Genomic DNA, 26,705 nt, shown 5'->3' on the forward strand with positions numbered 1-26,705 from the left:
CAAGTCTGTTTTTGATTCTGCCCGAAGGCCGTGGGAGCGTCGCGCGGTCCGCTCCCACGCTCCTTGCAGAATCAAAGACGCGCTGGCGACATAGTTGTCCTGTTGGTCAGTTATTTGCATTGTCGGGAGTACGCACTCCAACAAGACCGCAAGGAGCTAGACCCGATGCACCTGACCAACCCACGTCGTCCTCTGAAAAAACTGCTGTGCGCCATGGCCGCTGTCGTCGGCATCGGCTCCAGCCTGCTCGCATCGGCCGCCGATCCGCTGAAAGTCGGATTCGTCTACATCGGCCCTATCGGCGACCACGGCTGGACCTATCAGCACGAACAGGGCCGCTTGGCGATGGTCAAGGCGCTGGGCGACAAGGTCAGCAGCACTTACGTGGAAAACGTGCCGGAAGGTGCCGACGCCGAGCGGGTGATTCGCAACATGGCCAAGGGCGGCTATGACCTGATCTTCAGTACTTCCTTCGGTTACATGAACCCGACCCTGAAAGTCGCCAAGCAATTCCCGAAAGTGAAATTCGAGCACGCAACCGGTTACAAGCAGGACAAGAACATGGGCACTTACCTGGCCCGTACTTATGAAGGCCGCTACGTCAGCGGTTACATCGCAGCGAAAATGACCAAGACCAAGAAGATCGGCTACGTCGCCTCATTCCCGATCCCTGAAGTGCTGCGTGACATCGACGCCATCCAGCTGGCGCTGAACAAATACAACCCGGGCACTGAAATCAAAGTGGTCTGGGTCAACTCCTGGTTCGATCCGGGCAAGGAAGCGGACGCCGCCAACGCCCTGATCGATCAGGGCGTCGACGTAGTCTTCCAGCACACCGACAGCCCGGCACCGATCCAGACGGCCGAGCGCCGTGGCGTCTACGCGGTAGGTTACGCCTCGGACATGGCGCATTTCGGGCCAAAGGCGGTGCTGACTTCCATCGTCAACAATTGGGGCCCGCATTACACCCAGGCCGCCGAGGGCGCCATCGCCGGCACCTGGAAACCGCAGGACTACTGGGGTGGCCTGAAAGAAGGCACGGTCGAACTGCCGATCAGCGACGTCGTGCCGGCTGACGTGAAAGCCGAGGCGCAGAAGATCATCGCCAGCATCGAAAGCGGCGAATTCCACCCGTTCACTGGCCCGATCAAGGACCAGAACGGCACGATCAAGATTGCCGATGGCGTCGTTGCGACCAACGCCGAGCTGGCATCGATGAACTATTACGTGGAAGGGATCAAGGCCGAACTTCCCAAGTAACGCTGTTTTGCCTGCCTCGGCGGGCACGTCCCTCTCTGTTGAACACCACCGAACGCTCAGGAACGGTTAATGGACCAGCTTCCCGTCATCGACATCAGCCCGCTTTACGGCGCGGACGCCCAAGCCTGGCAGGCTGTCGCCACACAGATCGACAGCGCTTGCCGTGAATGGGGCTTTTTCTACATCAAAGGCCACCCGATCAGCGCCGAACGCATCGAACAGGTACAGGCCGCCGCCAAGGACTTCTTCGCCAGGGATGCAGCCGAAAAGCTCAGGATCGATATCACCCAAAGCACTCACCATCGTGGCTACGGCGCGATTGCCACCGAGCAGTTGGACCCCGGCCTGCCGAGCGACCTGAAAGAAACCTTCGACATGGGCCTGCATATGGAGGCCAGCCATTCCGATGTACTGGCCGGCAAACCGTTGCGCGGCCCCAATCGGCACCCGGACATTCCCGGCTGGGCCAGCCTGATGGAGCAGCATTACCTGGACATGCAGGCGCTGGCGCAAACCCTGCTGCGCGCCATGACACTGGCTCTGGGCATCGAGCACGACTTTTTCGATCAGCGCTTCAAGGACCCGGTCAGCGTGCTGCGCATGATTCATTACCCGCCACGGCACACCGCGACGTCAGCCGAGCAACAAGGCGCGGGAGCGCACACCGATTACGGCTGTATCACCTTGCTGTACCAGGACACGGCGGGCGGTCTGCAGGTTCGCGACGTAAGCGGCGAATGGATCGACGCACCGCCTGTCGACGGCACCTTCGTGGTCAACCTCGGTGACATGATGGCGCGCTGGAGCAATGATCGTTATCTGTCCACGCCCCACCGGGTCATCAGCACATTGGGTGTCGATCGCTATTCGATGCCGTTCTTTGCCGAACCGCATCCGGACACGCGCATCGAGTGCCTGCCTGGCTGTCAGAGCGAAACTCATCCGGCCCGCTACCCTGTAACGACGTGTGCCGAATTTCTGCTTTCACGCTTCGCCGATACTTACGCCTATCGTCGCGAACAAGAGCCAAGTTGAACGTTCGGTCAGGTTTTACCCTGCGCAGCGGCATGCATCTGTAGAATGCCCGCCATCTGCACCTGATGAGAAAAGAATATGTACGACTGGTTGAACGCACTGCCCAAGGCAGAACTGCACCTGCACCTCGAAGGCTCGCTGGAACCCGAGCTGCTGTTCGCCCTGGCCGAGCGCAACAAGATTGCCCTGCCGTGGAATGACGTAGATGCGCTGCGCAAGGCTTACGCCTTCAACAATCTGCAGGAATTCCTCGACCTGTACTATCGCGGCGCAGACGTGCTGCGCACCGAGCAGGACTTTTACGACCTGACCTGGGCCTACCTGCAGCGCTGCAAGGAACAGAACGTCATCCACACCGAACCATTCTTCGATCCGCAAACCCACACCGACCGTGGCATTGCGTTTGAAGTGGTGCTGGCCGGGATTACCGGTGCGCTGAAAGACGGCAAGTCGAAGCTGGGTGTCGACAGCGGTTTGATCCTGAGCTTCCTGCGTCATCTGTCCGAAGACGAAGCCGAAAAGACCCTCGACCAGGCGCTGCCGTTCCGCGATGCGTTCGTCGCCGTGGGCCTCGACAGCTCTGAAATGGGCCACCCGCCGAGCAAGTTCCAGCGCGTGTTTGACCGCGCCCGCAACGAAGGCTTCCTGACCGTGGCCCATGCCGGGGAAGAAGGGCCGCCGGAGTACATCTGGGAAGCACTGGACCTGCTGAAAATCCAGCGTATCGACCACGGCGTTCGCGCCATCGAAGACGAGCGGCTGATGCAGCGCATCATCGACGAACAGATCCCGCTGACCGTCTGCCCGCTCTCCAACACCAAGCTCTGCGTGTTCGACGACATGGCTCGGCACAACATCCTCGACATGCTCGAGCGCGGCGTGAAAGTCACGGTGAACTCCGACGACCCGGCCTACTTCGGCGGCTACGTGACCGAGAACTTCCATGCGCTGTATACGCACCTGGGCATGACTCAGGACCAGGCCACCCGCCTGGCACAAAACAGCCTGGATGCCCGCCTGGTCAAGCCCTGAAACGCTCTACTCCCGGAAACAGCGCGGAGCATCAATCCTGCACTTGTCGTTCCTCACGCTTCAGCGCAGGAACGCAGGTCTGGACGCTCTGCGTTCGGTATTGAGGCATGCCCTCTTAGGCCGCTGCAGCTATCTTGCTGATTTCCCGCTGCCCGCTGGACGAGACCTGCAACGTGCTGGACTCCTCAGTGGTACGTAGCCAGCCCATCTGAATGAACAACTGCAACAATCCCGCCCCCAGCGCGCCCCCCAGGTGCGCGCTGTGGTCGCTCAGTTTCGGGCAGGCACACACTGTTTCGCGTTTGCGCTGTGCCAGCGCAGGTATGTAGATGCCGCGCTCGGCAAAGCTGGCCACGCCCTTGCTCGTCACTTCGATACGCTTCTCCTGCTGCTCTATCCAGCCGGCCCCCAGCAACCGCTGATAAAGCTCGGCAGCCATTTCACCGCCCAGGTGATCGGAGCAGATTCTTGCGCGCCGCAGTGGCAAGGGAGGCATGGGCTGGGCAAAACGCCGACTGATCTGCACGGCGCTGGCCTGCGACGCACAGGCCAGCGCTTCCACGGCAGCACCGACTTCCGGCGCGGCCAGACGGAAAAACCGCTTTCGCCCCCGGGCTTCCTGCTTCAACAGACCGCCATTGGCCAGACGCGCCAGATGCGCCCCCGCCGAAGACGTAGAGAGCCCCGCCAGAATCGCCAGCTCATCGGCGGAACGAGCCGTACCGTCCATCAACGCCCAGATCATTGCGCTGCGCTTGGGGTCGGCCAGCAATGTTGCAATCTGGCTGATGCGCGGACCATATTCCATGTGTTCACTCCCTGTTGAAACATTCATCTGTCTCGGTGACTTAATGACTGTAATCACGCTCTGATAAAGTTGAACGCGTCTTTGACCTGAAATGACAAGTATAAACTCTATGGCCTGCGCCCCCGGCGGGTGAAAAACTACTGGTGCGCACTGTGGTCGCGCGAACACCCGCAAAACCGCCTGAAGCTGGAGTGTCACGCCGGATTTGGCGGCTACTAGCCATTACACAGAAACCGCTCTAATCAAGGGCTTTCAGCGCACCCCTGAAAAAGTAACGGAAAACACAAGCGCCATGCCTATGACAAAAATGCCAAAACCCCTCAACAACAGTCGGCTTCAAGTTAGTACCTGAAGCAGAACTTTGCAGATTTGAAATGCATTTAAATACTCTATTTTCCGAAGTGTCCGTAGGCTATTTCCCTGTCACACGTAGCCATTAAAACAAACCAACAGGCGACGGGCCTACAGCATGTTGCTTACAGCGAGACCTGAGCATATCCAGCAGCAGATTGACCGGTTTGCTGAGTTGCGCACGGTGCGCGCACAACAAGTTCAGCGGGGCGCGCTCTCCGGTCAGGTCGGGCATGAGCACTTTCAGGCGGCCGACTCTGACGTCTGCAGCAACGTCCAGCCAGGACTTGTACGCGACTCCCTCGCCCGCCACGGCCCAGCGGCGTACCACGTCGGCATCGTCGCTGAAGCGATTACCGCTGACCGTCAGACTGATTTCACGCTTGCCGTCATTCAGCGTCCAGCGGTCATGCACGCGATCACCCAACATGAACAGCAGACAATTGTGCTGCGCCAACTGTTCGATTTGATGAGGCTCACCGTGGCGTTCCAGATAACCCGGAGCGGCACACAGCACCCGCCGGTTGTCAGGCAGAACCGGCAGCGCCACCAGGCTGGAGTCCTCGGGTTCGCCGTAACGCAGCGCGACATCGACAGGCTGGCGAAATAGATCAGCTATGCGATCACCCAGCAACAGCCGGACGGTCAGTTGCGGATGCTGCTGCTGAAAGTCATCCAGCCAGGGCAAGAGCACGTTACGACCCAGGTCCGAGGGGGCAGAGAGTTGCAGCACGCCCTCGCAGCGATCCTGACTGCTGGCCAACAATCTGCGTCCTTCTTCAAGGCTACCCAGCGCCGCACGGGCATATTCCAGAAACCCCTCGCCCTCTGCGGTAAGCCTGAGGCTGCGGGTAGAGCGCGCCAGCAGACGCGCGCCCAACTGCCGTTCAATGCGCTTGAGCGCCGCACTCGCCACCGCCGCAGACATGTCCATCACTCGCGCAGCAGCAGAAAGGCTGCCCAGGTCCGCTGCACGCACGAACAACTGCAAGTCATCAAAACGCAGCATCAAAGCCTCGCATTATCAAAATAAAGTTGAAACAGACTGCAGTTTTAACGGGTTTTATCTTTACTGGAAATAGCCAATGATCTCTCCATCATTTTCCGAGGAGGCCCCGTGATGAAAGCCATTGCCTACTACCATTCGTTGCCGATCAGCGACACCCAAGCATTGCAGGACATCGAGCTGCCAGAACCGGTCGCGGGCGCACGCGATCTGCTGGTCGAGGTCAAGGCAATATCGGTCAACCCGGTGGACACCAAAATTCGCCAGAACGTCCAGCCGGAAGACGGTGCGGCCAAGGTCTTGGGCTGGGACGTGGCAGGCGTGGTGAAAGCCGTTGGCAGCCAGGTCACCCTGTTCAAGCCAGGTGATAACGTTTTTTACGCGGGTTCCCTGACCCGACCAGGCGCCAACAGTGAACTGCACGTTGTCGATGAGCGCATCGTCGGCCATATGCCCAAGACCCTGAGTTTTGCTCATGCAGCAGCGCTGCCTTTGACTGCCATCACTGCCTGGGAGCTGCTGTTCGAGCGCCTGGAAATTGCTCAGCAGAAAGGCGAAGGCCCGCACAGCCTGCTGATCGTCGGCGCGGCGGGTGGTGTGGGTTCGATCCTGACCCAGTTGGCGCGGCAGTTGACCTCACTCAAGGTCATCGGCACCGCTTCGCGCCCCGAGACCGAACGCTGGGTTCGCGAGCTGGGCGCACATGAAGTGCTGGACCATAGCAAGCCATTGAGCGAAGAACTCAAACGTGTCGGCCTGAACCAGGTGACCCACGTGGCCAGCCTGACTCAGACCGAACAGCATCTGGATCAACTGGTCGAGGCGCTCAAGCCGCAGGGCAAACTGGCCCTGATCGATGACCCAAAAACGCTGGATGTCTCGAAACTCAAGCGCAAGAGCCTTTCGTTGCATTGGGAGTTCATGTACACCCGCTCGATGTTTGAAACCGAGGACATGATCGAACAGCACAACCTGCTCAACCGGGTGGCCGAGCTGATCGACGCTGGCACACTGAAAACCACGTTCGGTGAACATTTTGGCCGCATCAACACCGAAAACCTGCGCCGCGCTCATGCCCTGCTGGAAAGCGGCACTGCCAAAGGCAAGGTAGTGCTTGAAGGGTTCTGAGGCACACCAGAACGCGGGAGTCAGTCGCACAACGACCGGCCCCCGCGCCGAAACGCATCAGGCAGTCTGCGCCTTGGCGTCCCGAGTGTGCTGCGCGCGACGCGTCAACACCGAAAGGCCCACCGTCAGTACACCGCACAGGCTGATGACCAGCGCCATTGGTGTGGCCGTGCCGTCATGCAGTACGCCCACCAGGCTGGCAGCGACGGCGGCGACGCTGAATTGCAGACACCCCAGCAATGCCGATGCACTGCCGGCGCGCGCCCACTGGCCATTCATGGCACAGGCCGAGGCGTTGGGAATGATGCAGCCCAGGCTCGCGACGCATATGAATAGCGGCACCAGCAAAGGCCAGAGCGCTTCGGTACGCAGCCCGGTGATCGCCAGCAAGACCAGCGCCGCCGTCAGGTAGACCCATACCGTGCGTGACAATATGAATGCAGGGCCAGTCTTGCGCAGCACGCGCGCGTTGATCTGCGCAACCAGAATGAAGCCCGCCGCATTCATCCCGAACAGCCAGCCGTAATGCTCGGCAGGTACGCCGTACAGCTTGATGAAGACAAAGGGCGACCCGGCAACGTAAGCGAACATTCCGGCCATGGCGATACCACCTGTCAGGGCATGGCCGATAAACACGCGGTCCTTGAACAGGTTGGCGTATTGCCGCAATGCGCCGCTCAATGGCTGACGAGGCGCGCTGGCGGGCATGCTTTCCGGCAGACCGATTGCAACCGCTGTCAGGCAGGCCCCGCTGAACAGCGTAAGGCTGACGAAGATCGACTGCCAGCCAAAGCTGCTGACCAGCACGCCCCCGAGCATGGGCGCCAGAATAGGCGCCAGGCCCATCACCAGCATCAGTTGCGAGAAGACCTTGGCCGACTCGACGGCATTGCATTTATCGCTGACGATCGCCCGCGACAGCACCATCCCGGCACAGCCACCCAACGCCTGAACGAAACGTGCGCCGATCAGCCACTCGAGACTCGGAGCAAAGGCGCAGGCCACCGAGGCCAGCATGAACAGGGCAACGCCGACCAGCATCGGGACACGCCGGCCAAAACGGTCGGCTACCGGCCCATAGGCCAACTGGCCAAGGGACAGGCCCAGAAAGTAGGCGGCCAAGGTCAGCTGTACGTGCTTCTCGTCGGTCCCGAAATACGAGGCTATGGCGGGAAAACCAGGAAGGTAGAAATCGATGGCCAGCGGGCCGAAGGCGCTCAAGGAGCCAAGGATAAGGATCGTTCGTAGATTCATCAGATGTCCATCAACGACTGCAAAGCAACGGGCCAGTTTAACCGGCATACCTAGCAGAGGACGGAGGACAGGATAATTAATTCAAAGTTTTTCAAACTTTATATACCGGGAGCCGCCCCTGTTTCGCAAGTTCGGCTTCCCTCGCCAAGGCTCAGGCCAACTGCGCCTGATAACCCTCTTCGCCGATCAACCTGATAATCTGCTCTGGCGACAGACTGCTCTGCACCCTGACTTCCTTGCTGGCCAGCTCGACTTGAACATCGGCGGCGGGATCATCGTGCCGGATGGCGTCGGTCACGGCGCGAACACAGTGCCCGCAGGTCATGCCTTGAACGTTGAATAACTGCATGGTGCTACTCCTTCTGTGATGAATGTCGGGCATCTTCAACCTTGCCATCATGACAAGGTCAAGTTTCTGTGATTCCTGCCGGGCTGGTATTCAGGCTGATCGTGGGCCAAGCTGAGTCAATACGTTTACATCAGGAGTATCAGCGATGCGCTGGTCAGCAGTGAGTCTCTTCGCCATTCTCGGTTTTCTGGCTATCGCACCTGCCACGCAGGCTGCTCAGGATTACGGCATCCTGATCATTTCCCGAGAGCGACTGGAGGTGGCTACCTCCTGTGAAATCGGTATTTATGTTCAGGATCAACTGGCCGGGCGCCTGTTTCAAGAGGACTCGGTGTCTTTCAACCTGCCGCCGGGTGAAGTGTCCGTGCGGCTGCGCAGGCTAGGCGGCGCCGTCAGGGGTTGCGAATCAGGCATGGAAGCGCAGAACAACATCAAGATCAAACTGCGCGCCGGGGACATTCTCAAATACCGCATTGCCACCGACCTGAACGGGCTGTACCTCAAGAAGGCCGACCTCAACTATTGATTCGCGCTTGACCTTGCCCATGTGGCAAGGTTGATCCTTGCAGGTATCCAGCCTCAGGGAGTGATAGAGATGCAAGACACCACCACCTTCGACCTGCCGATCAGCGGCATGACCTGCGCCAGTTGCGCAGGCCGGGTCGAACGTGCCCTGGCCAAAGTGCCGGGGGTCAACAGCGTGACGGTCAATCTGGCCAGTGAACGCGCCCACGTAGTCACCGCCCTGCAAACCGACCCGCAGACGCTGGTCGCCGCTGTCAGCCGCGCCGGTTATGGTGCAACGCTGATTCAGGACCATCGCGCCGAAGCCGACAGCAAACGCTGTCACTTGCAGCATGAGCGCTGGGCCTTGGTACTGGCAATCGCACTGGCACTGCCGTTGATACTGCCGATGGCAATGGCGCCTCTGGGTCTGCACTGGATGCTGCCCGCCTGGGCGCAATTTGCGCTGGCGACACCGGTGCAATTCATTCTGGGCGCGCGCTTCTATGTCGCCGCCTGGAAAGCCATGCGAGCAGGCGCCGGTAATATGGACCTGTTGGTTGCCATCGGCACCAGCGCCGGCTACGGGCTGAGTGCCTACCAATGGCTGAGCGCCGCACCCGGCACCACGCCGCACCTTTACTTCGAAGCGTCAGCGGTAGTCATTGCGCTGGTGTTGCTGGGCAAATACCTGGAAAGCCGGGCCAAACGCCAGACAGCCAGCGCCATTCGTGCCCTAGAGGCCCTGCGCCCGGAGCACGCGCTGCGCATGGTCGATGGCGTTGAGCATGAAGTGGCAATCAGCAAACTGCGAATTGGCGACTACGTGCTGGTCAAGCCTGGAGAACGCTTCCCGGTAGACGGCGAGGTGCTCGAAGGTCGCAGTCATGCCGACGAAGCGCTGATCACTGGAGAAAGTCTGCCGGTGTTCAAACAATCGGGTGACAAGGTCACGGGCGGCGCCATCAATGGTGAGGGCCGTCTACTGATCAGAACTTCAGCGATCGGCACTGAGACGGTTCTGGCGCGCATCATTCGCCTGGTAGAAGAAGCGCAGTCGGGCAAGGCGCCCATTCAAAAGCTGGTGGACAAAGTCAGCCAGGTCTTTGTGCCGACTGTTCTGGTGATCGCTTTCTTTACGCTGGCGGGCTGGATGCTGGTTGGCGCCTCTCTGGAAGTGGCGCTGATCAATGCCGTGGCCGTGCTGGTGATCGCCTGCCCCTGCTCTCTGGGGCTGGCGACGCCAACGGCGATCATGGCTGGCACCGGCGTGGCGGCGCGCTACGGCATTCTGATCAAGGATGCCGACGCACTGGAGCGTGCCCACAACGTTGACGCCGTGGTGTTCGACAAGACCGGCACATTGACCTCGGGCACACCACGCATCACCAACATGAGCGCGGTGCTGGGCAACGAAGAACTCCTGCTGCAACTGGCAGGCGCCCTGCAACGCGGCAGCGAGCACCCGCTGGCCAAAGCGGTGCTGGACGTTTGCCATGAATGGCAACTCAAACTCGATCCGGTCGAAGACAGCCGCGCGCTAAGCGGCCGAGGTATAGCCGGTACTGTTCAGGGCCGTGAGCTGGCGCTGGGTAATCGGCGCCTGCTGGACGAAAGCGGCCTGCCGATGGGCCAGCTGGCCGAATCTGCACGTGTCTGGGAAGCCGAAGGGCGTACCCTTTCCTGGCTGATCGAAACAGCACCGGAGCATAAGGTGATCGGCATGTTCGCCTTCGGTGACACACTCAAGCCCGGCACCGATCAGGCGATCAGGGCGCTGAACGCGCGTGGTATCACCAGCCACTTGCTGACTGGCGATAACCGCGGCAGCGCGCAAGTCGTTGCCAGGGCGCTGGGCATCCATGATGTGCATGCCGAGGTGCTGCCTGCCGACAAGGCGGACACCGTCACGCAATTGAAAAACAATCATGTCGTGGCAATGGTCGGCGACGGCATCAACGACGCACCGGCGCTGGCGGCGGCTGATGTAGGCATTGCGATGGGCGGCGGTACGGATGTAGCGATGCATGCCGCAGGTATCACCCTGATGCGCGGCGATCCGCGCTTGGTACCGGCAGCCCTGGAGATCAGCCGCCGGACCTACGCCAAGATCCGCCAGAACCTGTTCTGGGCATTCGTCTATAACCTGATCGGCATTCCTCTGGCCGCGCTGGGCTACCTCAACCCGGTGCTGGCGGGCGCGGCAATGGCCTTGTCCAGCGTCAGCGTGGTGGGCAACGCTCTGCTGTTGAAAACCTGGAAACCGCGCGACCTGGAGGAAAAACCATGAACATCGGCCAGGCTGCAAAAAGCAGCGGCTTGAGCGCAAAGATGATCCGTTACTACGAATCCATTGGTCTGCTGAAAGCGGCCAATCGCAGCGACAGCGGTTATCGCCTGTACAGCACAGAAGACTTGCACACGCTGGCGTTCATCAAGCGCTCGAGGGATCTGGGCTTTTCGCTGGACGAGGTCGGCAAACTGCTGACCCTCTGGCAAGACCGCCAACGCGCCAGCGCCGACGTCAAGGCGCTGGCTCGAAAACACATAAGCGACCTTGATCGCAAGATCGAGGAACTGGCGAGCCTGCGCGACACGCTTAAGGAACTGGTTGAACACTGCCAGGGCGACGACCGACCCGACTGCCCGATCCTCAAGGACCTGGCGTCGGGCGGGTGTTGCTAGACACTGCCTAAGACAGGTCTCGCAACACTCCCGTGGGAGCGAGCCGGGCAGTTATCAATACGTCCCCACGCTCCGCGTGGGAATGCGGCTCGTGGCGCTTCGCGTCGCACATCAGCACTAACGCCTGCTTTAGGCCGTAAAGATGCAAGCGCTATTCAGGCCTTGTGCCCGATTACGCTTGCTGTGCCACCAGTCTGAATATTTGTCATGCAGAGCGTCACGAACTGCATGCCAACGCGGGGCATTGGCACGATAGACACGGGAAAGGTCAGTGCTGCATCCACGGCGGTGGCGGTTCTTCGGCGGATTTACCCGGCGGCTCATCATCTGCAGCACGGGCTGCCTGACGGCGGGCTTCGTCGAGACGGGCTGCTTCGATTTCGCGCAGTACGCCACCGACATCGGCTTCGTCCTCCGGCTCGTCGAACTCGCCGGTCAGCACCGTGGCTGGCGACAAGGTGCCAGCCTCGTAATACGACCACATTTCCTTGGCGAACCTGGTCTTGCGCAGCTCAGGCGCAAAGCGGCCGAAGTACAACGCCATGTTGCCGACGTCGCGCTCCAGCATGCTGAACGCATGGTTGTTTCCCGCTGCATCGACCGCTTGCGGCAAGTCGATGATCACCGGACCGGATGGCGCCAGCAAAACGTTGAACTCGGAAAGGTCACCGTGCACCAGACCGGCGCACAGCATCAGCACGATCTGCTCGATCAGGAACGCGTGATACTCGCGCGCCTGATCCGGCTCCAGCACCACGTCGTTCAGACGCGGGGCGGCATCACCGTATTCGTCGGCCACCAGCTCCATAAGCAGTACGCCTTCAAGGAAGTCATACGGTTTGGGCACCCGGACGCCAGCACTGGCCAGACGAAACAGTGCAGCCACTTCGGCGTTCTGCCAGGCGTCCTCGGTTTCCTTGCGCCCGAACTTCGAGCCCTTGGCCATGGCCCGAGCCTGTCGGCTGTTGCGTACCTTGCGGCCTTCCTGATATTCAGCCGCCTGACGGAAACTGCGTTTGTTAGCCTCCTTGTAAACCTTGGCACACCGCAGCTCGTTGCCACAGCGCACCACATAAACAGCTGCCTCTTTACCACTCATGAGCGGGCGCAGCACCTCGTCGACCAGACCGTCTTCGATCAGGGGTTCAATGCGTTTAGGAGTTTTCATCAGCTTTTATTGTGGGTCCTTTGTTGCCAGATACGCGATTGTTGCCGTTATACGGCAATCCTCCGCCAGCGAGTAGGGGTAGTGCCCTTTGGATTGAAAGGTTTTTTAATCAAAAACCGCTCAATGCCCCGGTTTCAAGCACCTTTCGTGCCGCGCGGCAGAAGAAAGATATTCCGGGACAAAACATGTAAAGGCAGAAAAAACACGACGATATACCCGGCTCAGTGCGCCCAGGCCATGCGATTTCACTTGAACAGATCGCCGGGTGTATAGCCGAACAACCCCTTGAACGCTGCGATAAAGGCTGATGTCGAGTCATAGCCGCAGGCCAGCGCGGTCCGGGTGACACTGGCGCCCTCTTCCAGTGCAGAAAGCGAAGACAGCAAGCGTGCTCGCTGACGCCAGCCCCGGAAGCTCAACCCGGTTTCACGCTGAAACAGGCGCATCAGGGTTTTCTCCGACGTCCCCAGACGATCGGCCCAGTCGTGCAAGGTGATCAACTGGCCGGGTTCCTCGATCAATTCGTTGCACAGCCCCAGCAAGCGCGGATGACGCGGCAACGGCAGTGAGAATCCGACTTCGGGCAAGCCCGCCAGTTGATCCAGCAGCACCTGCACCAGCCGTGACTCATGGCTGTCCTGCTCGGGGTAGTCCGCAGGCAATAGACAAAAGCTCTTGATCAGCTCGCGGGCCAGCGGCGTGACCTCTAGAACCCGACAGCGCTGCGGTGCCCAACTGGAATCAGCCGTACGAATGTACAAACTGCGCATTTCGGCGCGCATGGAGGTCACCACCTCATGCTCAAGCCCGGCAGGCACCCAGACGCCCCACTGCGGCGGAGCAAAAAAACTGCCCTCGGCAGTATGTACCCCCAGGACGCCGCTGATTGCATAGGAAAACTGCACCCAGTCGTGACGATGAGGCGGCGTCCATGAACCGGCACTGAGGCTTTCGGCGCGGGCATACAGCGGACGCGGCAAACCGGACAGCGCCGGTATCTGTCGCTCTCCTTCAGGATGACGCTGATCGGGTTGTCCGTTAGTCGGCATCTTATGGCCTTGTGTCGCAAGACGGCTGCGGGACAACAGAGTAGCCTGCGCGCATCCCTGATGACAAAAGATGTCCGAGTTCGCCATGCAATCACTCAAACACTTCAAGCGCGTCGCCACCGACTGGTTCCTGTGGGGCATGGTTCTGGCCACGGTACTGGCTTATTTTTTTCCGCGTTTCGGGGCTACCGGCGGCAACATGCACGCCGAATATGTGATCAACATCGGCGTGTTTGTGGTGTTCTTTCTGCACGGCGTCAACCTCTCCAGCGAGCAGATCAAAAGAGGCCTGACCAACTGGCGACTGCACGTGATGATCCAGGTGTTCACTTTCGTGGTGTTCCCGCTGATATGGCTGGCCTGTGACAGACTGCTCAGCTCGCACGTGCCGGCGTTGCTGATGCTGGGTTTCTTCTACCTGTGCGCCCTGCCTTCGACCATTTCGTCTTCGGTGGCGCTGACCGGCAGTGCGGGCGGCAACGTTCCCGCCGCGATTCTCAACGCCAGCATGTCCAGCGTCATCGGGATTTTCATCACGCCGTGGCTGGTGAGTCTGCTGGTCGGCACTGGCGCAGGCGGTATCGATCTGGGTGACACCCTGCTGAGCCTGTGCGCCATGCTCCTGTTGCCGCTGGTGCTGGGCCAGCTGATGCGACCACTGCTCGGCAAACTCTTCGCACGGCACAAGAAGTACACCAACCTGATCGACAAGATGGTCATCCTGTTGCTGGTCTACGCGGCGTTCTGCAATTCGATGATTTCGGGAATGTGGCAAAGCCAGGGCAACAGCGTGCTCCTGACCGCCTTCATCGGCACCGCGCTACTGTTGGCCGTGATTCTGTTGATGACCACACGCACTGCGCGGGTGCTCAGGTTCAATCATGCCGACAAGGTTGCTGCGGTGTTCTGCGCCAGCAAGAAGTCTCTGGCAGCCGGTGCGCCGATGGCGGCGCTGATCTTCGGCAGCAATCCTGGGCTGGGGCTGATCCTGCTACCGATCATGATCTATCACCCGATGCAGTTGATCGTATGCTCGGTGATTGCCGAGAGCTATGCCAGCCGTCACCGTCAGCAATTGTCGGAAGCCGCACTGGAAGAGGCGCGTGCCGCCTGACGCACGCTACATCAGCGCGTCGTCATCAAGCGTGACGCGCGCATAGAAAACGATCGCCACGGTCGGGATCAGCGCCGAATAGCCTGGCCTGAGCGCAGTGCCGAAATGTGTCAGCAGGCGCTGCACCGGGGCCTGGCGAATCGCGCCCAGCAAACCCTTGATCGAACCGGGCGCTTTTTCAGGCAGTGCACGGGTGTCAGGCAACACGGGTTTGAAAAACGCTGCAACGGTCAAGCGTTCGGCCAAGGCATCGACATGCGCGGCGTATACCTCCCAACCCATCGCGCCCACGCTGGCACGGGGCATTTGCACCAGCGGATGTTCATTGTTGAACGCGTGGCGGAAAAAGGTCTTGAGCAGCAGTTCTTCCACTTCAACGACCGTTGCGCACTGGTGCAATGCAGCGTCCAGGCCATATTGCCGCGCCAGCATGCCCAGCACTCGCGTGTAAGGCACGCCTCTGCGTCGGGCAGCATTGATCAGAAAGTGCCCGGCAACCAGCTGAAACTCACGCACGAAGGCGTACGTGCGGTTCGCCTCGGTTTCCTTGAGACGGGTCCAGCGACTGCTGCGCAGGTGCCTGATCGCCGCTTCCAGCACGTAATCCGGCGAGCGCGCCAATACGTCATGTAGCCAGGTGTCTTGCAAGACCGGGTCGCGGGTCGTTGTCGGTAACACGGCAACACCGGTTTTCAGCCCTTCGCAGCCGCTGAACCCGGTGGCGATCAGCACCTCGTGCAAGCGTCGCCAGTAATGATGGTGGCGGTAGCCCGGCATGCGCACGTTTTCAAAATGCTCGACTGGCGTGCGCCCCAGGCTTTTCTCGCCCAGGTTGAGCAGCAGCACATGGTCGTCGCTGGAATAGGCGTTGATCAGCCGTCCGCTAATCTTCTGCTTGAGCACTTGCGCCTCGCCGGGCTCGATGCGCACCGCTGCAGCCATCAACAGCACGTCGTCCACGACCAGACCATGCTCAAGAGGCTGTTCCAGGTGCTTGAGCGCACTGATCAACAAGCGTCCGCCCAGAGAATGACCGATCAGATTAACGCGTTTGACGCCCGGATGATGTTCGAACAGGTAGCGATCGAGTTGCGCCAGCAGCACTTTACCCATGTCCCGGGCGCGGTTGCGGATACGCGCGAAATGCACGACACGGTCCCCCGCCAGCGCCGCTGCACCCGCCAGTGGATGCACACGAGCGGCAGCCATCAGCAGGCCCCGAGAGCGATTATCCATCTGGGTGAAATGGCTCGACGGCCAAAAGGCCAGAATATTCACGCTCTGACGCAAGGCGCCGGGGATGCTGTTGGCCAGCATGCGCCGGTCATCCAGATCGTGGCCTGACGAGTATCCGTGAATGAAGACGTTGGCGACCTCGCCCGATGTCTTGGGCAGGGTCAGAAACTTGAAATGATTTTCCACGTTGTCCTGTCACGCATGGGGAATTGCGCGCTCAATTTCTGACGATGAAGCGTTTGGCGATCAGCATGATCAGTCGCAGGCAGAACATGATACCGGTCACGGCGATCACCCATTTGGCAACCAGCAAAAAATAACCTTCGATGTCATCGGACACCAGCCCCACCAGCAACCCCATCCCGCCGATCAGCAAACCGATCAGCGCAAGGCCGATGTAAGGCCGCAACCAGCGAGTCCGCGCGCCTTTGTCGAAGAGATAGAGCGCGGCGCTGATCAGAATTGCCAGTACCGACACGCCAATAATGAGCCCCATGCTTTACCTCAACGTTACACGCCAATAGTACTGATTAGTCATCCCTAGCGCGGCTGTGACGCAGAGTGTCACGAAGTGCGTGCCCATGCTCCGCGTGGGCATGCCGTTCTGGACGCTCCGCGTCCAACCTTGACCACGCAGCAGCGGATTATGCCCATGTCCCCGGGTATTTGCCTAACGCTCAAGTATCGCCGTCACGCCCTGCCCGCCTGCGGCGCAGATGGATATCAGTCCGCGCCCGCTGCCTGCCGCATCCAGCAGTTTGGCCAGGTTGGCGACGATCCGGCCTCCGGTGGCGGCAAACGGGTGGCCGGCTGCGAGCGAACTGCCTTTGACGTTCATTTTGCTGCGATCGATCGTCCCCAGTGGCGCGTCCAGCCCCAGGCGGGTCTTGCAGTAATCGGCATCCTCCCAAGCCTTGAGGGTACACAGCACCTGAGCAGCAAAGGCTTCGTGAATTTCGTAGTAATCAAAATCCTGAAGGGTCAGGCCATTGCGGGCCAGCAGACGCGGCACGGCATAGACCGGAGCCATCAGCAGCCCTTCTGCGCCCTTGACGAAATCCACAGCCGCCGCCTCACCATCACGCCAGTAAGCCAGCACCGGCAAACCCCGCTCGCGAGCCCACTCTTCGCTGGCCAGCAGCACGACGGACGCGCCGTCGGTCAGCGGCGTCGAGTTGCCCGCCGACAGCGTACCCTTGGCGCTGCGCTCGAAAGCGGGCTTGAGACTCGCCAGTTTCTCCAGCGTCAGGTCCGGGCGCAGGTTGTTGTCACGGTTGAGCCCCAAGTAGGGCGTCATCAAATCATCCTGCCAGCCCTCGGCATAGGCCGCGGCCATTTTCAGGTGGCTTTCCAGCGCAAGCTGGTCCTGCGGCGCACGTTCTATGCCCCAGGCCTGCGCCATCAACTCACAATGTTGCCCCATGGAAAGGCCTGTGCGCGGCTCACCGTTGCGCGGCAGCTCGGGCTTGAGATGATGCGGACGCAGTTGCAGAAGGGTCTTGAGCTTGTAGCCAGGAGTTTTGCTGCGATTGACCTGCAGCAGGATATTGCGCAGCCCCTCATTGACACCTATCGGCGCATCCGACGTAGTGTCCACGCCTCCGGCAATGCCGCAGTCGATCTGCCCCAGCGCGATCTTGTTGGCTACCAGCAATGCCGCCTCCAGCCCGGTGCCACAGGCCTGCTGAATGTCGTAGGCCGGGGTCTGCGCGGACAGCCGCGAGCCCAGCACGCATTCACGGGTCAGGTTGAAGTCTCTGGAGTGCTTGAGTACCGCGCCGGTCACCACTTCGCCCAAGCGCAAGCCATGCAGATTGAAACGCTCGATCAGGCCTTCGAGGGCCGCGGTCAGCATGTCCTGATTGCTCGCCTTCGCGTAAGGGCCGTTGGAGCGCGCGAACGGAATACGGTTACCGCCGACGATGGCGACCCGACGTGGATGCGTCATGGAAAACTCCCTTTCTACAAACGAATGAATGAGCCGTGTCGATCGCAAGAACGAACGTCGTACCAACGTGGTCCATTCCTTTGAACCCCGACTTCAGGAGAGTGTTCCATGCCGTCAGATCGCTACATAGATTTCGCCAACTCCGATATGGGTCGGCGTCTGGTGAACGCTACAGGTCTGCCAGCCCCTGCGCACCTGGAGCGCTGGCAGGCCGGGCGCCTTCGCCCCGTCGAAGGGACGCTGTTGATCAGCGCCGGACCGTTGGGCGATCAGGTCCGTCAATTCGCCAGCCGCCTGACCGACTCGCTTTACAGCTTCGGCAGCGAAATGCCCGGTGCCAGCACCTGGGTGGCCAATCAGGGGCCTCGGCTCAAGGCAGTGGTTTTCGATGCCAGTCAGATCCTGCGAACCGACCAGCTCAAGCAGCTCCGTGATTTCTTTCAACCCCTGTTGCGCAACCTCGACCACTGCGCGCATGTGGTGATTCTGGCAAGGTCGCCGGCAACACTGGAAGACCCGCTGGCGGCCAGCACTCAGCAGGCGATAGAAGGCTTCAGCCGCTCGCTGGCCAAAGAAATGCGCAACGGTGCAACGGTCAAGCTGTTGCAGGTGGATGAAGATGCGCAGGATCAACTGGAAGGCGCGTTGCGCTTTTTCCTCACACCCAAAGCGGCGTTCATTACAGGCCAGCTCGTTCACCTGAGCGCCTGCCCGACACAGGTCCAGGACTGGACACGCCCGCTGGCCGGACGCAAGGCTGTGGTCACCGGCGCTGCGCGGGGCATTGGGGCGTCGATTGCCGAAACCCTGACGCGTGACGGCGCACAGGTCATCCTGCTGGACGTGCCACAAAGCCGAAATGAACTGGAAGCGCTGGCCTCGCGACTCGGCGGCCAGGCTCTGGCGCTGGATATCTGTGCCGAGGATGCTCCCGCCCAGTTACTCGAGCACTTGCCAGGGGGCGTCGATATTCTGATTCACAATGCCGGCATTACTCGCGACAAGACGCTCGCCAACATGCCGGAGGACTTCTGGGACTCGGTACTGGCCGTCAACCTCAATGCCCCGCAGGTACTGACCCAGGCCCTGCTGGACGGCGGTGCACTGAACGACAACGCACGAATCGTGCTGATGGCCTCGATCAGCGGTATCGCCGGTAATCGCGGTCAGACCAACTACACCACCAGCAAGGCCGGGCTGATCGGCTTTGCCCGCGCCATGGCCCCGGCGCTCAAGGCCCGTGGTATCAGTATCAACGCAGTTGCCCCAGGTTTTATCGAAACAAAGATGACGGCCAAGATGCCTTTCACTCTGCGCGAAGCGGGTCGGCGCATGAGTACTTTGGGCCAGGGCGGCTCGCCTCAGGATGTTGCCGAAGCGGTGGCGTGGTTCAGCCAGGCAGGCAGCGGCGCGGTGAGCGGTCAAGTGTTGCGTGTATGTGGTCAAAGTGTAATCGGGGCCTGAGGCCCTGTACCAAGCTCAAGGAGATGGATAATGACTGCTCACTGGCGCTACCTCGATTCTCTGCAACCCCTTTCAAACCTGTTCCTGCAGGCGGCAATGCGCCGCCGCAAGGTGACAGGCTCGCAGTTACCCGATCTTGGCTTGCGCAGCTGGGTTGCAGTAGACGCTACAAAGGTAGGGGCATATCGCAAGGTCTGCGGGTTTGAGGACAGCAGCCTGCTGCCGCCGACCTATCCGCATGTCATGGCGTTTCAGCTACAGATGCAGTTGATGACGTCGCAGGAATTTCCGTTCCCGTTGTTGGGGCTGATTCACATCGATAATTGCATCCGCATCCATCGCCCGCTGGGTGGCGTCAGTCAGCTGTACATCAGCGTGCAGGCCACAAACCTGCGCCCGCACCGCAAGGGCGCGATGTTCACGCTGGTGACGCAGGCCGAAGACGGGCTGGGGCTGCTCTGGGAAGAAGAAAGCACCATGCTTTGTACCGCTGCCGAATCGGACAGCTCGTCCGCCGAGCCGGAAGAGTCGGTGCAGCTCCCGCTGATGCAGGTGGAAAGCTGGCGGGCACCGCCGCAGATTGGCCGCGATTACGCCAAGGTGTCTGGCGACTACAACCCGATTCACCTCAGCGCACCCAGCGCCAAGATGTTCGGCTTCCCACGGGCCATCGCTCACGGCATGTGGCTGAAGGCACGCGCCCTGGCCGCACTCGATGAGCACTTGCCCACCTCGAATATTGAAATCAGCGCACAGTTCAAGAAGTCGGTGCGCCTGCCTGCCGATGTGATGCTGTCGGCCAGTGCCGGAGGTTCGCAGGGGCAGTTTCGGGTGGATGACGACAATGACATTGTGCACATGACTGGTAGCTGGCAACCGGTTACCCGGTAGGTTTTCCTGATTCGGGAGCATGGCTCTCTGATCATGATTGAGCCTTGGCTGAACAAACCCCAACGCCCACTTGCCTGGCGGACCGTTCCCCCTGAAGCTATGCGTCTTCAGGAGAGCACAATGAACCTCGACGAGTTGACCCGACGCCTGCACCGTATTCGCGACCAGAACGACTGGAAGCCATTTCACAGCCCCAAGAACCTGGCCATGGCGGCCAGCGTGGAGATGGCCGAGCTAGTGGAAATATTCCAGTGGCTGCGTGAAGACCAGTCCCGCGAGCTGCCTGCCGACCAACTGGAGCATGCCGGTCAGGAAGTTGGCGATATCGTTCTGTACCTATTGTTGCTGTGCAGCGAACTGGGGCTGGACATGGAAGAAGTGGTACGCAACAAACTGGCGGACAGCGAACGGAGATTCGCCCCGTGAGTGACCGTCATTTCGACCAGTTGGCGACCCGCTTTGCGGAAAAGATCTATGGCGGCGCGAAAGGCGCCATTCGCCTCGCCGTGCTGCAGGCGGATCTGACCGAGGCCTTGCCGGACCGATCACTGCGCGTGCTGGACATCGGCGCAGGCCTGGGCCACATGTCGCTGTGGCTGGCCGAGCAAGGCCACGAGGTGACGCTGGCCGAACCTGCCGAGCCCATGCTGGAAGGCGCGCGCCAGCGTTTCGCCGATGCCGGACAGACGGCAACCTTCATTCAGGCCCCTTGGCAAGCGCTGCCCGGATTACTGAGTGACACATATGATCTGGTGCTGTGCCACGCTGTGCTGGAATGGCTCGCCGAGCCGCACACGATCCTTCCCGTGCTGCGCCAGCTGACCAAGCACGACGGCTGGCTGTCACTGGCGTTCTATAACCGCGACGCGCTGATCTATCGCAACCTGTTGAAAGGCCATTTCCGCAAGATGCGCAAGAATGACATGGCCGGAGAAAAGCAGAGCCTGACACCTCAACAACCGCTCGACCCTCGTGAGCTAGAGGCGCAACTTGAGGGGTTGTGGAGCATCGAAACCCGTAGCGGTGTGCGGGTGTTTCACGATTACATGCCGATAGAATTCCAGGCTCGGGCCGAACTGACAGAGCTGCTGGAGATGGAGCTGGCGCATCGGCGTCACCCAGCCTTTGCAGGGCTGGGTCGATACCTGCACTGGATCTGCCGTCCGGTCTGACACTATTGCGGAGACCACCATGAAGTACCGTCTTGCCTTGCTGGCTCTGTTCTTCGGGGTCAGTGCCTGCCAAAGCGACAATCCTTACGTGGCCAGTTCGCTGCCTATGCCGCCTGCGCCGCCGCAGGCAGCCAACACGCTGGACATGAGCGCCTACCCTGCGCCGCCGCGAGATTATGCGAAGTACCGGACCTGGGGCTGGCTCAACGGTCAGTTGCCGCCCGGAACAGCCTGGGTGGATTCGGCGCAGGTGGTCGAAGCGTTGAGCAATGGCCTGGATCAGCGTGGCCTGCGGCCAGCCCGCAACAATCAGCCTGCCGACCTGTACGTCAGCGCCACGACGCGTCAGGAGGTGCGCCTGCGTCAGGTGCGCGAAGACGTCGATCCGTATTACGGTGGCGGCCCGGGTTATGGACCTTACGGTGGCTATCGGCCAGGTTATGGCGGTTACGCCAGCGTGCCGGTGGTGCGCACGTATCAGGAAAAAGTCATGGTGGTGCAGATCAACCTGTTCGATGCCCGCACGGGCCAGCCCGTCTGGAGCGCCAGTGCAGACGCACATAGCAGCAATAATCTGGCAGACCGCAGCAAAGCTCTACGTCAAGCCGTGCAACAAGCGCTGACGGCTTATCCGCCTTCGTAACCTTTCGGAGAACTGCCATGTTCCGCCGTATCGTCCTGCTGTCCTGCGCTGTGCTACTGGCTGCCTGTCAGAGCAACTCGATCAATCGCGACTTTGATGCCCAGCGGGATTTCGCCGGTTATCGCACCTGGAGCTGGAAGGAGCCCGGCGTTCAGTATCAACCGGATGACCCGCGCCTCAAAAGCGACCTGACCGAGCAGCGCATCCGTCAGTCGATCAGCGAGCAGCTGGACCAGCGCGGCTTGCGCATGGCCGCAAGTGGCGCGCGCCCGGATCTGAAAGTGCAGACCTGGCTGATTGTCGAAAATCGCCAGCAGACCGTCAGCACCAATTACGGCGGCGGCTGGAGCCCTTGGGGAGGCTACGGCTACTGGAACGGCCCGATAAACACCGAAACGCGCAGCGTCGACTACAAGGTCAGCACCCTGCAGATTGATCTGTTCGACGGCAAGGACGGCAAACTGGTCTGGCGCGGCAGCACCGAGCGCATCCTCAGTGACAATGCCGGCAACCCGGCTGAACGCGACCAGGCTATCCGCACGACCGTCGCGAAGATACTGGAGCAATACCCGCCGCGGTGATTGAGCCTTAATACCGTGCGACAGTCACGATTCTCGTTGCGCAGGCTCTGCGTCCGGCCTTGAGTGAGTAGCTTCGGGTTGTGACGTAAAGTCTCACTCAATGCATGCCAACGCGGAGCATTGGCACGAGATTACGTTTAACCTCAAGCCTGCATATCGCCCTGCATTTCATCAAGCAGTTCCTGAATCGCGTCAAGGCGCTCTTCGGGGTCGTCGATTTCCAGCAGGCCGACTTTGTCCTTTTCCGTGAATGGCAGCAGATAGGCGAGCTGATTGGACAGCGAATACTGGCCCTCGGCGGACACGCCCATGTTCAACGACGCGACCATCGGGTGCTCGGCAAGGGCTTCGAGCAGCGCGACGAGGTCGGCGTCTTCTTCCTGCAACGGACGCTCTTCAGGCTCTGTCAGCCACTCGACTTCGGCCACCAGCAATTGATCGCGCTGAACTTCGGCTGCGACTACCCGGAAGCGGCGGCCACCCACGACCCGGATGCCCAGAAGACCGTTGTCCTGCTGCTCGAAATCCTCGACTAGCGCTTCGCAGCCAATCCGCGAGTAGCCGTCCGGCACAGACCCGGCCTCGCTGCCCTCGGTGATGCACACCACACCAAAGCCCTGGCCCTGCTTCATACAGCGGCCGATCATGTCCAGATAGCGTGCTTCAAACAGCTGCAGATCAAGAACGCAGCCCGGAAACAGTACGGCGTTCAGTGGAAACAATGGCAATGTCATGTAAAGCCTCCTCCCTTCAAATGGCCAGCGACATTGCCAGCGGCAGGAACAATGCCGTTGCAACGCCCATCAGACTCATTGCCAACGCAGCAAAAGCCCCCGATTCCTCACCTTCCTGCAATGCCACGGACGTTCCCACCGCATGCGCGGTCAAGCCCAGTGCCATGCCGCGAGCTGCGGGATGATCCACCCCGGCCAGCGACAGCAGACCCGGGCCGAAAATGGCACCAAATACCCCGGTAATCAATACAAAAACCGCCGCCAGCGCAGCGACTCCGCCAATCTGCTCGGCCACCAGCATGGCGATCGGCGAGGTCACCGACTTCGGCGCCATGGTCATCAGGATCATGTGATCGGCGCCAAACAGTACTCCGAGCCCCACGCAAAGCCCGGTGGCAAATACCCCGCCGATTACCAGCGTAGTCAACACCGGCCAGAGCAACTGCCGAATCCGTCGCATGTTCAGATACAGCGGCACGGCCAACGCAACGGTGGCAGGCCCCAGCAGCGTACCGAGGATTTCAGTGCTTTTACGGTACTCTTCGTACTCAAGGCCACAGAACAGCACGACCCCGATCACCACAATCATCGACACCAGCACTGGCTGCAGGAACAGCCAGCGGGTTTTTTCGTACGCGGCCATCGCCAGTTGATAAGCCCCCAACGTGATCGCGATCCCGAACAAGGGATGGTGAATCACCGACAGCCACGCACCGTGCCAGTCCATGCTCATGAAACCTCCCGGCGACGGCTCTGACGCTGGATGAGTTTCTGCATCAGCCAGCCGGCAAACGTCAGTGAAATCATCAGCGACAAGGTGAGCGTGCCGAAGATCGCCCAGAAATCCTCGGCGATGGCGGATGCGTAAACCATCACACCGACAGCTGGCGGCACCAGCAGCAGTGGCAGATAACGCAACAGGCTGCTGGCCGCCACGCTGACAGGTTCGCTAACTTCACCACGCATCATCAGATAGGCCATCAGCAATACCAGGCCGATGATCGGCCCTGGCAGTATCGACAGAAACAGATGGTTGAGTGCCGTTCCCAGTAACTGGAACAGCACCAGCCATGTCAAACCCCGTAACAACATGAGAACTCCAGCAAATAAACCAATCCGGCTACGTCACGGCGTCATTATAAACACGCCGGGCCAGAGACCATGACCCGGTATTCGCGCGCCGTCGGTCACTTGAGCACCGGCCAGCCCGCTGCTGATCTTGTGATTCACCTGCAACCCGACGACCGCAGCTCTTGCGGCCAAAACCCATCGGACAAGGAAGGCGTGCGCTTCATTCAGCCGCTGCCGGTCAGTGCGCGCGTTCGTTTCGTGGTCCGGCTGACTGACGTGACGGAGGTCGAGGGGCAGGAAAAACCTGCCTTTATCGCTGAACCGCTGACGCTTTGTTTCGTGTAACACGTTTAAAACATGAAACAGTCGTAACAGACTGTTTCATCCCGCTTACTCGCTGCGGCATACTCCTCTGCGGTCGTGCCCCAAGACATCTGCTCAAGCAGAGCCGAGGCCGCCGTTGAATCAATCTCCCGGGATATCACATGCGCGCGCTCGCTCCACTGGCTTTGACCCTCTTGATCGCAGGCTGCGGTGATGGCGAATCACTGCTGCCCCCCGACGGCCGTCTGCCAGACGGCGGACGTTATCGCGGTGACATCGTCAACGGTGCGTTGCAGGGCCAGGGGCGAGTCGATTACCCGAACGGCAGCTGGTACGCCGGGCAGTTCGAGAAAGGCCTGTGGCAGGGCCAGGGTGAATGGCACGCAGCCAACGGCGATGTCTACAAAGGCGGCTTTGAACTAGGCCTGTTTCACGGCCAGGGCCGACTGACCAGCCACAACGGCGCGAGCTATGTGGGGAACTTCAAACTCGGGCTGCGCGATGGCGAAGGCACGCAAAAAGACAAAGGCGTGCTGTACCGAGGCCAGTTCAAGGCCGGCCTGTACGACGGCCCAGGTCGTCTGGAGCTGGAAGACGGCAGCCAGCACCAAGGCATGTTCGCCAATGGCAAAGCCAACGGCGAGGGCTCACGCAGTGACGCCAGCGGTAACCAATACAGTGGCAACTTCGTCAACGGCCAGTTGCAAGGCGTCGGCAGCTTTACCAGCGCTGACGGCGATCAATACGTCGGCCACTTCCGCAACAGCCAGATTGACGGCCAGGGCCGCTATGAAAATAGCGATGGCGATGTCTGGAGCGGTGAATTCAAAGAGGGCGCGCTGACCGGCAAGGGCGAACTGATCGGCTCTGACGGCAGTCGCTACAAGGGCGACTTCGACAACTGGCGCTTTTCGGGCCAAGGTCAGTTGCAACTGGCTGACGGCAGCCGCTATGTCGGTCAATTCGCCGATGACACCTATCAGGGCAACGGCGTACTGATATCGCCGGAAGGCAAGGAAGAAAGAGGCATCTGGACCAACGGCCAACGCGTGCGTGATGCCAAAGGCAAGCTACTGCCCGATCCGCTTGAAGCCGGGTTGCTGGCGCAAGGCAGCCTGCTGGACAAGGCTCTCGCTGCAGTGCCAGCCTCCACGCCGGCCACCGAGTTGTACACGCTGGTTGTGGGGGGCGACGGCAAGCAAAGTGTGTTCATGCGCGAGGCGGACTACGTCAGCAACCTGCTCAAATCCCGATTCGGCGCTGCCGGCCAGATCAGCCTGGTCAACCACCGCGACCACATGGCTGACCGCCCGATGGCCACCCGTGAGACCATCACACGCGCAGTCCAGACCATCGCCCAGCGCTCCGGCCCGGAAGACCTGGTGTTCATTTACCTGACCAGCCACGGCACTCAGGACCACGAACTGGTGCTGGATCAACCGCGCCTGTCGCTGGCCGACCTGCCCGCCGACGCCTTGGCTGCCGCCCTTGCACCGCTGAAAAATCGCGACAAGGTAGTGGTGATTTCGGCCTGTTACTCCGGTGGTTTCATCCCGGACCTCAAAGACGAGCATACCCTGATCATGACCGCCTCACGCGAAGACAGGGTCTCGTTCGGCTGCTCGGAAGAAGCCGACTTCACTTATTTCGGCGATGCACTATTTGCCCGGGCACTGGTCGAAACCGATGACCTGCAACAAGCTTTCAATGATGCCAAAACCTATGTCGCGCGACGCGAGACCGAAGAGAGTTTCGAGGCCTCCGAGCCGCAGATATGGGCACCCAAAGGAGTTCTGGCGCGCTGGCAGCAGTTGCGCAGAAGCCAGGCCGAACGCGCTTTGAATACGGCGTTGAATCGCACGGAAGCGAAGACCTCGACAAGCCGCTAGGCTTATCAG

At 60.4% G+C, this 26,705-nt stretch carries 27 protein-coding genes and 1 pseudogene; 16 read left to right on the top strand and 12 right to left on the bottom strand.

Annotation, left to right across the window (positions count from 1 at the left end; all coding sequences use genetic code 11):
- Nucleotides 1-165 precede the first annotated feature (165 nt).
- The 3 genes from POR16_RS21365 (at nucleotide 166) to POR16_RS21375 (ending at nucleotide 3,327) form a co-directional block, all read left to right on the top strand.
- Nucleotides 166-1,260: a BMP family ABC transporter substrate-binding protein gene (locus POR16_RS21365; RefSeq protein ID WP_005887321.1), complete on the top strand. Its 1,095-nt coding sequence runs from the start codon at nucleotides 166-168 to the stop codon at nucleotides 1,258-1,260.
- Between the two features lie 69 nt (nucleotides 1,261-1,329).
- Nucleotides 1,330-2,295 (top strand): 2-oxoglutarate and iron-dependent oxygenase domain-containing protein, encoded by a 966-nt coding sequence (locus POR16_RS21370; protein WP_005887319.1) that lies wholly within the window; start codon nucleotides 1,330-1,332, stop codon nucleotides 2,293-2,295.
- A 78-nt stretch (nucleotides 2,296-2,373) separates the two neighbouring features.
- Complete coding sequence (locus tag POR16_RS21375; RefSeq protein WP_005887318.1) at nucleotides 2,374-3,327, top strand: adenosine deaminase; 954 nt, start codon at nucleotides 2,374-2,376, stop codon at nucleotides 3,325-3,327.
- A 115-nt stretch (nucleotides 3,328-3,442) separates the two neighbouring features.
- Here the strand turns inward: POR16_RS21375 and POR16_RS21380 are convergent, their stop codons facing one another.
- Nucleotides 3,443-4,135 carry an ArsR/SmtB family transcription factor gene (locus POR16_RS21380; protein WP_005887316.1) on the bottom strand — a complete coding sequence of 231 codons (693 nt, stop codon included), beginning with the start codon at nucleotides 4,133-4,135 and terminating at the stop codon, nucleotides 3,443-3,445.
- Between the two features lie 436 nt (nucleotides 4,136-4,571).
- Nucleotides 4,572-5,495 carry a LysR family transcriptional regulator gene (locus POR16_RS21385; protein WP_122355674.1) on the bottom strand — a complete coding sequence of 308 codons (924 nt, stop codon included), beginning with the start codon at nucleotides 5,493-5,495 and terminating at the stop codon, nucleotides 4,572-4,574.
- A 111-nt stretch (nucleotides 5,496-5,606) separates the two neighbouring features.
- Here POR16_RS21385 and POR16_RS21390 point away from each other — a divergent pair, with 111 nt between their 5' ends.
- A complete protein-coding gene (locus POR16_RS21390) occupies nucleotides 5,607-6,620 on the top strand; it encodes a zinc-binding alcohol dehydrogenase family protein (protein ID WP_005887310.1) in 1,014 nt (337 codons plus the stop codon).
- Between the two features lie 57 nt (nucleotides 6,621-6,677).
- Here POR16_RS21390 and POR16_RS21395 read toward each other — a convergent pair whose 3' ends face one another.
- A complete protein-coding gene (locus tag POR16_RS21395; RefSeq protein ID WP_005887308.1) occupies nucleotides 6,678-7,874 on the bottom strand; it encodes a multidrug effflux MFS transporter in 1,197 nt (398 codons plus the stop codon).
- A gap of 151 nt (nucleotides 7,875-8,025) precedes the next feature.
- Nucleotides 8,026-8,223, bottom strand: a complete 198-nt coding sequence (locus POR16_RS21400) for a heavy-metal-associated domain-containing protein (RefSeq protein WP_005887306.1) — start codon at nucleotides 8,221-8,223, stop codon at nucleotides 8,026-8,028.
- A gap of 145 nt (nucleotides 8,224-8,368) precedes the next feature.
- On the opposite strand from POR16_RS21400, the gene POR16_RS21405 reads away from it, so the two are divergent.
- From POR16_RS21405 to cueR, 3 genes are all read left to right on the top strand, one after another.
- Nucleotides 8,369-8,749 (top strand): hypothetical protein, encoded by a 381-nt coding sequence (locus tag POR16_RS21405; RefSeq protein ID WP_005887304.1) that lies wholly within the window; start codon nucleotides 8,369-8,371, stop codon nucleotides 8,747-8,749.
- A gap of 69 nt (nucleotides 8,750-8,818) precedes the next feature.
- On the top strand, nucleotides 8,819-11,017 hold the full coding sequence (locus POR16_RS21410) for a heavy metal translocating P-type ATPase (RefSeq protein WP_005887302.1): 2,199 nt from the start codon (nucleotides 8,819-8,821) through the stop codon (nucleotides 11,015-11,017).
- The gene (gene cueR, locus POR16_RS21415) at nucleotides 11,014-11,412 is read left to right on the top strand and encodes a Cu(I)-responsive transcriptional regulator (RefSeq protein ID WP_005887301.1); all 399 of its coding nucleotides are present in this window, start codon (nucleotides 11,014-11,016) and stop codon (nucleotides 11,410-11,412) included. The genes POR16_RS21410 and cueR overlap by 4 nt, the downstream gene beginning before the upstream one ends.
- A gap of 268 nt (nucleotides 11,413-11,680) precedes the next feature.
- Here cueR and POR16_RS21420 read toward each other — a convergent pair whose 3' ends face one another.
- Together POR16_RS21420 and POR16_RS21425 are read right to left on the bottom strand one after the other, a co-directional pair.
- Nucleotides 11,681-12,580 (bottom strand): PA4780 family RIO1-like protein kinase, encoded by a 900-nt coding sequence (locus tag POR16_RS21420; RefSeq protein WP_005887299.1) that lies wholly within the window; start codon nucleotides 12,578-12,580, stop codon nucleotides 11,681-11,683.
- A 245-nt stretch (nucleotides 12,581-12,825) separates the two neighbouring features.
- Nucleotides 12,826-13,629, bottom strand: coding sequence for an AraC family transcriptional regulator (locus POR16_RS21425; protein WP_005887297.1), 804 nt, complete (start codon nucleotides 13,627-13,629; stop codon nucleotides 12,826-12,828).
- Nucleotides 13,630-13,714: 85 nt separating this feature from the next.
- On the opposite strand from POR16_RS21425, the gene POR16_RS21430 reads away from it, so the two are divergent.
- Nucleotides 13,715-14,743: a bile acid:sodium symporter family protein gene (locus POR16_RS21430; RefSeq protein ID WP_042931981.1), complete on the top strand. Its 1,029-nt coding sequence runs from the start codon at nucleotides 13,715-13,717 to the stop codon at nucleotides 14,741-14,743.
- A 6-nt stretch (nucleotides 14,744-14,749) separates the two neighbouring features.
- Here POR16_RS21430 and POR16_RS21435 read toward each other — a convergent pair whose 3' ends face one another.
- From POR16_RS21435 to POR16_RS21450, 3 genes are all read right to left on the bottom strand, one after another.
- Nucleotides 14,750-16,165 carry a DUF726 domain-containing protein gene (locus tag POR16_RS21435; RefSeq protein ID WP_005887293.1) on the bottom strand — a complete coding sequence of 472 codons (1,416 nt, stop codon included), beginning with the start codon at nucleotides 16,163-16,165 and terminating at the stop codon, nucleotides 14,750-14,752.
- 31 nt (nucleotides 16,166-16,196) lie between these two features.
- A complete protein-coding gene (locus POR16_RS21440) occupies nucleotides 16,197-16,475 on the bottom strand; it encodes a hypothetical protein (protein ID WP_005887291.1) in 279 nt (92 codons plus the stop codon).
- A gap of 174 nt (nucleotides 16,476-16,649) precedes the next feature.
- A complete protein-coding gene (locus POR16_RS21450; protein ID WP_005887289.1) occupies nucleotides 16,650-17,927 on the bottom strand; it encodes an acetyl-CoA C-acetyltransferase in 1,278 nt (425 codons plus the stop codon).
- 108 nt (nucleotides 17,928-18,035) lie between these two features.
- Between POR16_RS21450 and POR16_RS21455 the strand changes: the two genes are divergently transcribed.
- The 6 genes from POR16_RS21455 (at nucleotide 18,036) to POR16_RS21480 (ending at nucleotide 22,678) form a co-directional block, all read left to right on the top strand.
- A complete protein-coding gene (locus POR16_RS21455; protein WP_005887287.1) occupies nucleotides 18,036-19,391 on the top strand; it encodes a 3-oxoacyl-ACP reductase in 1,356 nt (451 codons plus the stop codon).
- Between the two features lie 30 nt (nucleotides 19,392-19,421).
- Nucleotides 19,422-20,282: a MaoC/PaaZ C-terminal domain-containing protein gene (locus POR16_RS21460; protein ID WP_005887285.1), complete on the top strand. Its 861-nt coding sequence runs from the start codon at nucleotides 19,422-19,424 to the stop codon at nucleotides 20,280-20,282.
- A 120-nt stretch (nucleotides 20,283-20,402) separates the two neighbouring features.
- Complete coding sequence (locus POR16_RS21465; protein WP_005887283.1) at nucleotides 20,403-20,708, top strand: MazG-like family protein; 306 nt, start codon at nucleotides 20,403-20,405, stop codon at nucleotides 20,706-20,708.
- On the top strand, nucleotides 20,705-21,454 hold the full coding sequence (locus tag POR16_RS21470) for a methyltransferase domain-containing protein (RefSeq protein ID WP_005887282.1): 750 nt from the start codon (nucleotides 20,705-20,707) through the stop codon (nucleotides 21,452-21,454). Before POR16_RS21465 ends, POR16_RS21470 begins: the two co-directional genes overlap by 4 nt.
- 19 nt (nucleotides 21,455-21,473) lie before the next feature.
- Nucleotides 21,474-22,097, top strand: coding sequence for a DUF4136 domain-containing protein (locus POR16_RS21475; protein WP_024670267.1), 624 nt, complete (start codon nucleotides 21,474-21,476; stop codon nucleotides 22,095-22,097).
- Between the two features lie 17 nt (nucleotides 22,098-22,114).
- Nucleotides 22,115-22,678, top strand: a complete 564-nt coding sequence (locus tag POR16_RS21480) for a DUF4136 domain-containing protein (protein ID WP_005887279.1) — start codon at nucleotides 22,115-22,117, stop codon at nucleotides 22,676-22,678.
- Nucleotides 22,679-22,821: 143 nt separating this feature from the next.
- Here POR16_RS21480 and POR16_RS21485 read toward each other — a convergent pair whose 3' ends face one another.
- Genes POR16_RS21485 through POR16_RS21495 form a run of 3 tightly spaced genes read right to left on the bottom strand, consistent with a single transcriptional unit; the run spans nucleotide 22,822 to nucleotide 24,504 of the window.
- Complete coding sequence (locus tag POR16_RS21485) at nucleotides 22,822-23,412, bottom strand: LON peptidase substrate-binding domain-containing protein (RefSeq protein ID WP_005887277.1); 591 nt, start codon at nucleotides 23,410-23,412, stop codon at nucleotides 22,822-22,824.
- 16 nt (nucleotides 23,413-23,428) lie between these two features.
- Nucleotides 23,429-24,145: an LrgB family protein gene (locus POR16_RS21490; protein ID WP_005887276.1), complete on the bottom strand. Its 717-nt coding sequence runs from the start codon at nucleotides 24,143-24,145 to the stop codon at nucleotides 23,429-23,431.
- Nucleotides 24,142-24,504 (bottom strand): CidA/LrgA family protein, encoded by a 363-nt coding sequence (locus POR16_RS21495; protein WP_005887274.1) that lies wholly within the window; start codon nucleotides 24,502-24,504, stop codon nucleotides 24,142-24,144. The genes POR16_RS21490 and POR16_RS21495 overlap by 4 nt, the downstream gene beginning before the upstream one ends.
- Nucleotides 24,505-24,690: 186 nt before the next feature.
- Here POR16_RS21495 and POR16_RS27175 point away from each other — a divergent pair.
- Both POR16_RS27175 and POR16_RS21505 read left to right on the top strand, forming a co-directional pair.
- Nucleotides 24,691-24,828, top strand: a pseudogene (locus POR16_RS27175) (hypothetical protein); the annotation flags it as partial.
- Between the two features lie 140 nt (nucleotides 24,829-24,968).
- Complete coding sequence (locus POR16_RS21505; RefSeq protein ID WP_122381221.1) at nucleotides 24,969-26,696, top strand: C13 family peptidase; 1,728 nt, start codon at nucleotides 24,969-24,971, stop codon at nucleotides 26,694-26,696.
- The last annotated feature ends 9 nt before the right edge of the window (nucleotides 26,697-26,705 follow it).

The sequence above is a fragment of the Pseudomonas coronafaciens pv. oryzae str. 1_6 genome (assembly GCF_000156995.2).
Lineage (GTDB): Bacteria > Pseudomonadota > Gammaproteobacteria > Pseudomonadales > Pseudomonadaceae > Aquipseudomonas > Aquipseudomonas tremae.

What these genes read in the sequence shown, in the direction of transcription:
- POR16_RS21405 (WP_005887304.1), top strand. Translation starts at nt 8,369, where the DNA reads ATGCGCTGGTCAGCAGTGAGTCTCTTCGCCATTCTCGGTTTTCTGGCT.
- POR16_RS21455 (WP_005887287.1), top strand. Translation starts at nt 18,036, where the DNA reads ATGCCGTCAGATCGCTACATAGATTTCGCCAACTCCGATATGGGTCGG.
- POR16_RS21385 (WP_122355674.1), bottom strand. Translation starts at nt 5,495, where the DNA reads ATGCTGCGTTTTGATGACTTGCAGTTGTTCGTGCGTGCAGCGGACCTG.
- POR16_RS21380 (WP_005887316.1), bottom strand. Translation starts at nt 4,135, where the DNA reads ATGGAATATGGTCCGCGCATCAGCCAGATTGCAACATTGCTGGCCGAC.
- POR16_RS21450 (WP_005887289.1), bottom strand. Translation starts at nt 17,927, where the DNA reads ATGACGCATCCACGTCGGGTCGCCATCGTCGGCGGTAACCGTATTCCG.
- POR16_RS21400 (WP_005887306.1), bottom strand. Translation starts at nt 8,223, where the DNA reads ATGCAGTTATTCAACGTTCAAGGCATGACCTGCGGGCACTGTGTTCGC.
- POR16_RS21495 (WP_005887274.1), bottom strand. Translation starts at nt 24,504, where the DNA reads ATGTTGTTACGGGGTTTGACATGGCTGGTGCTGTTCCAGTTACTGGGA.
- POR16_RS21425 (WP_005887297.1), bottom strand. Translation starts at nt 13,629, where the DNA reads ATGCCGACTAACGGACAACCCGATCAGCGTCATCCTGAAGGAGAGCGA.
- POR16_RS21440 (WP_005887291.1), bottom strand. Translation starts at nt 16,475, where the DNA reads ATGGGGCTCATTATTGGCGTGTCGGTACTGGCAATTCTGATCAGCGCC.
- POR16_RS21475 (WP_024670267.1), top strand. Translation starts at nt 21,474, where the DNA reads ATGAAGTACCGTCTTGCCTTGCTGGCTCTGTTCTTCGGGGTCAGTGCC.
- POR16_RS21490 (WP_005887276.1), bottom strand. Translation starts at nt 24,145, where the DNA reads ATGAGCATGGACTGGCACGGTGCGTGGCTGTCGGTGATTCACCATCCC.
- POR16_RS21480 (WP_005887279.1), top strand. Translation starts at nt 22,115, where the DNA reads ATGTTCCGCCGTATCGTCCTGCTGTCCTGCGCTGTGCTACTGGCTGCC.
- POR16_RS21465 (WP_005887283.1), top strand. Translation starts at nt 20,403, where the DNA reads ATGAACCTCGACGAGTTGACCCGACGCCTGCACCGTATTCGCGACCAG.
- POR16_RS21460 (WP_005887285.1), top strand. Translation starts at nt 19,422, where the DNA reads ATGACTGCTCACTGGCGCTACCTCGATTCTCTGCAACCCCTTTCAAAC.
- POR16_RS21410 (WP_005887302.1), top strand. Translation starts at nt 8,819, where the DNA reads ATGCAAGACACCACCACCTTCGACCTGCCGATCAGCGGCATGACCTGC.
- POR16_RS21395 (WP_005887308.1), bottom strand. Translation starts at nt 7,874, where the DNA reads ATGAATCTACGAACGATCCTTATCCTTGGCTCCTTGAGCGCCTTCGGC.
- POR16_RS21375 (WP_005887318.1), top strand. Translation starts at nt 2,374, where the DNA reads ATGTACGACTGGTTGAACGCACTGCCCAAGGCAGAACTGCACCTGCAC.
- POR16_RS21485 (WP_005887277.1), bottom strand. Translation starts at nt 23,412, where the DNA reads ATGACATTGCCATTGTTTCCACTGAACGCCGTACTGTTTCCGGGCTGC.
- POR16_RS21430 (WP_042931981.1), top strand. Translation starts at nt 13,715, where the DNA reads ATGCAATCACTCAAACACTTCAAGCGCGTCGCCACCGACTGGTTCCTG.
- POR16_RS21505 (WP_122381221.1), top strand. Translation starts at nt 24,969, where the DNA reads ATGCGCGCGCTCGCTCCACTGGCTTTGACCCTCTTGATCGCAGGCTGC.
- POR16_RS21420 (WP_005887299.1), bottom strand. Translation starts at nt 12,580, where the DNA reads ATGAAAACTCCTAAACGCATTGAACCCCTGATCGAAGACGGTCTGGTC.
- POR16_RS21370 (WP_005887319.1), top strand. Translation starts at nt 1,330, where the DNA reads ATGGACCAGCTTCCCGTCATCGACATCAGCCCGCTTTACGGCGCGGAC.
- cueR (WP_005887301.1), top strand. Translation starts at nt 11,014, where the DNA reads ATGAACATCGGCCAGGCTGCAAAAAGCAGCGGCTTGAGCGCAAAGATG.
- POR16_RS21390 (WP_005887310.1), top strand. Translation starts at nt 5,607, where the DNA reads ATGAAAGCCATTGCCTACTACCATTCGTTGCCGATCAGCGACACCCAA.
- POR16_RS21365 (WP_005887321.1), top strand. Translation starts at nt 166, where the DNA reads ATGCACCTGACCAACCCACGTCGTCCTCTGAAAAAACTGCTGTGCGCC.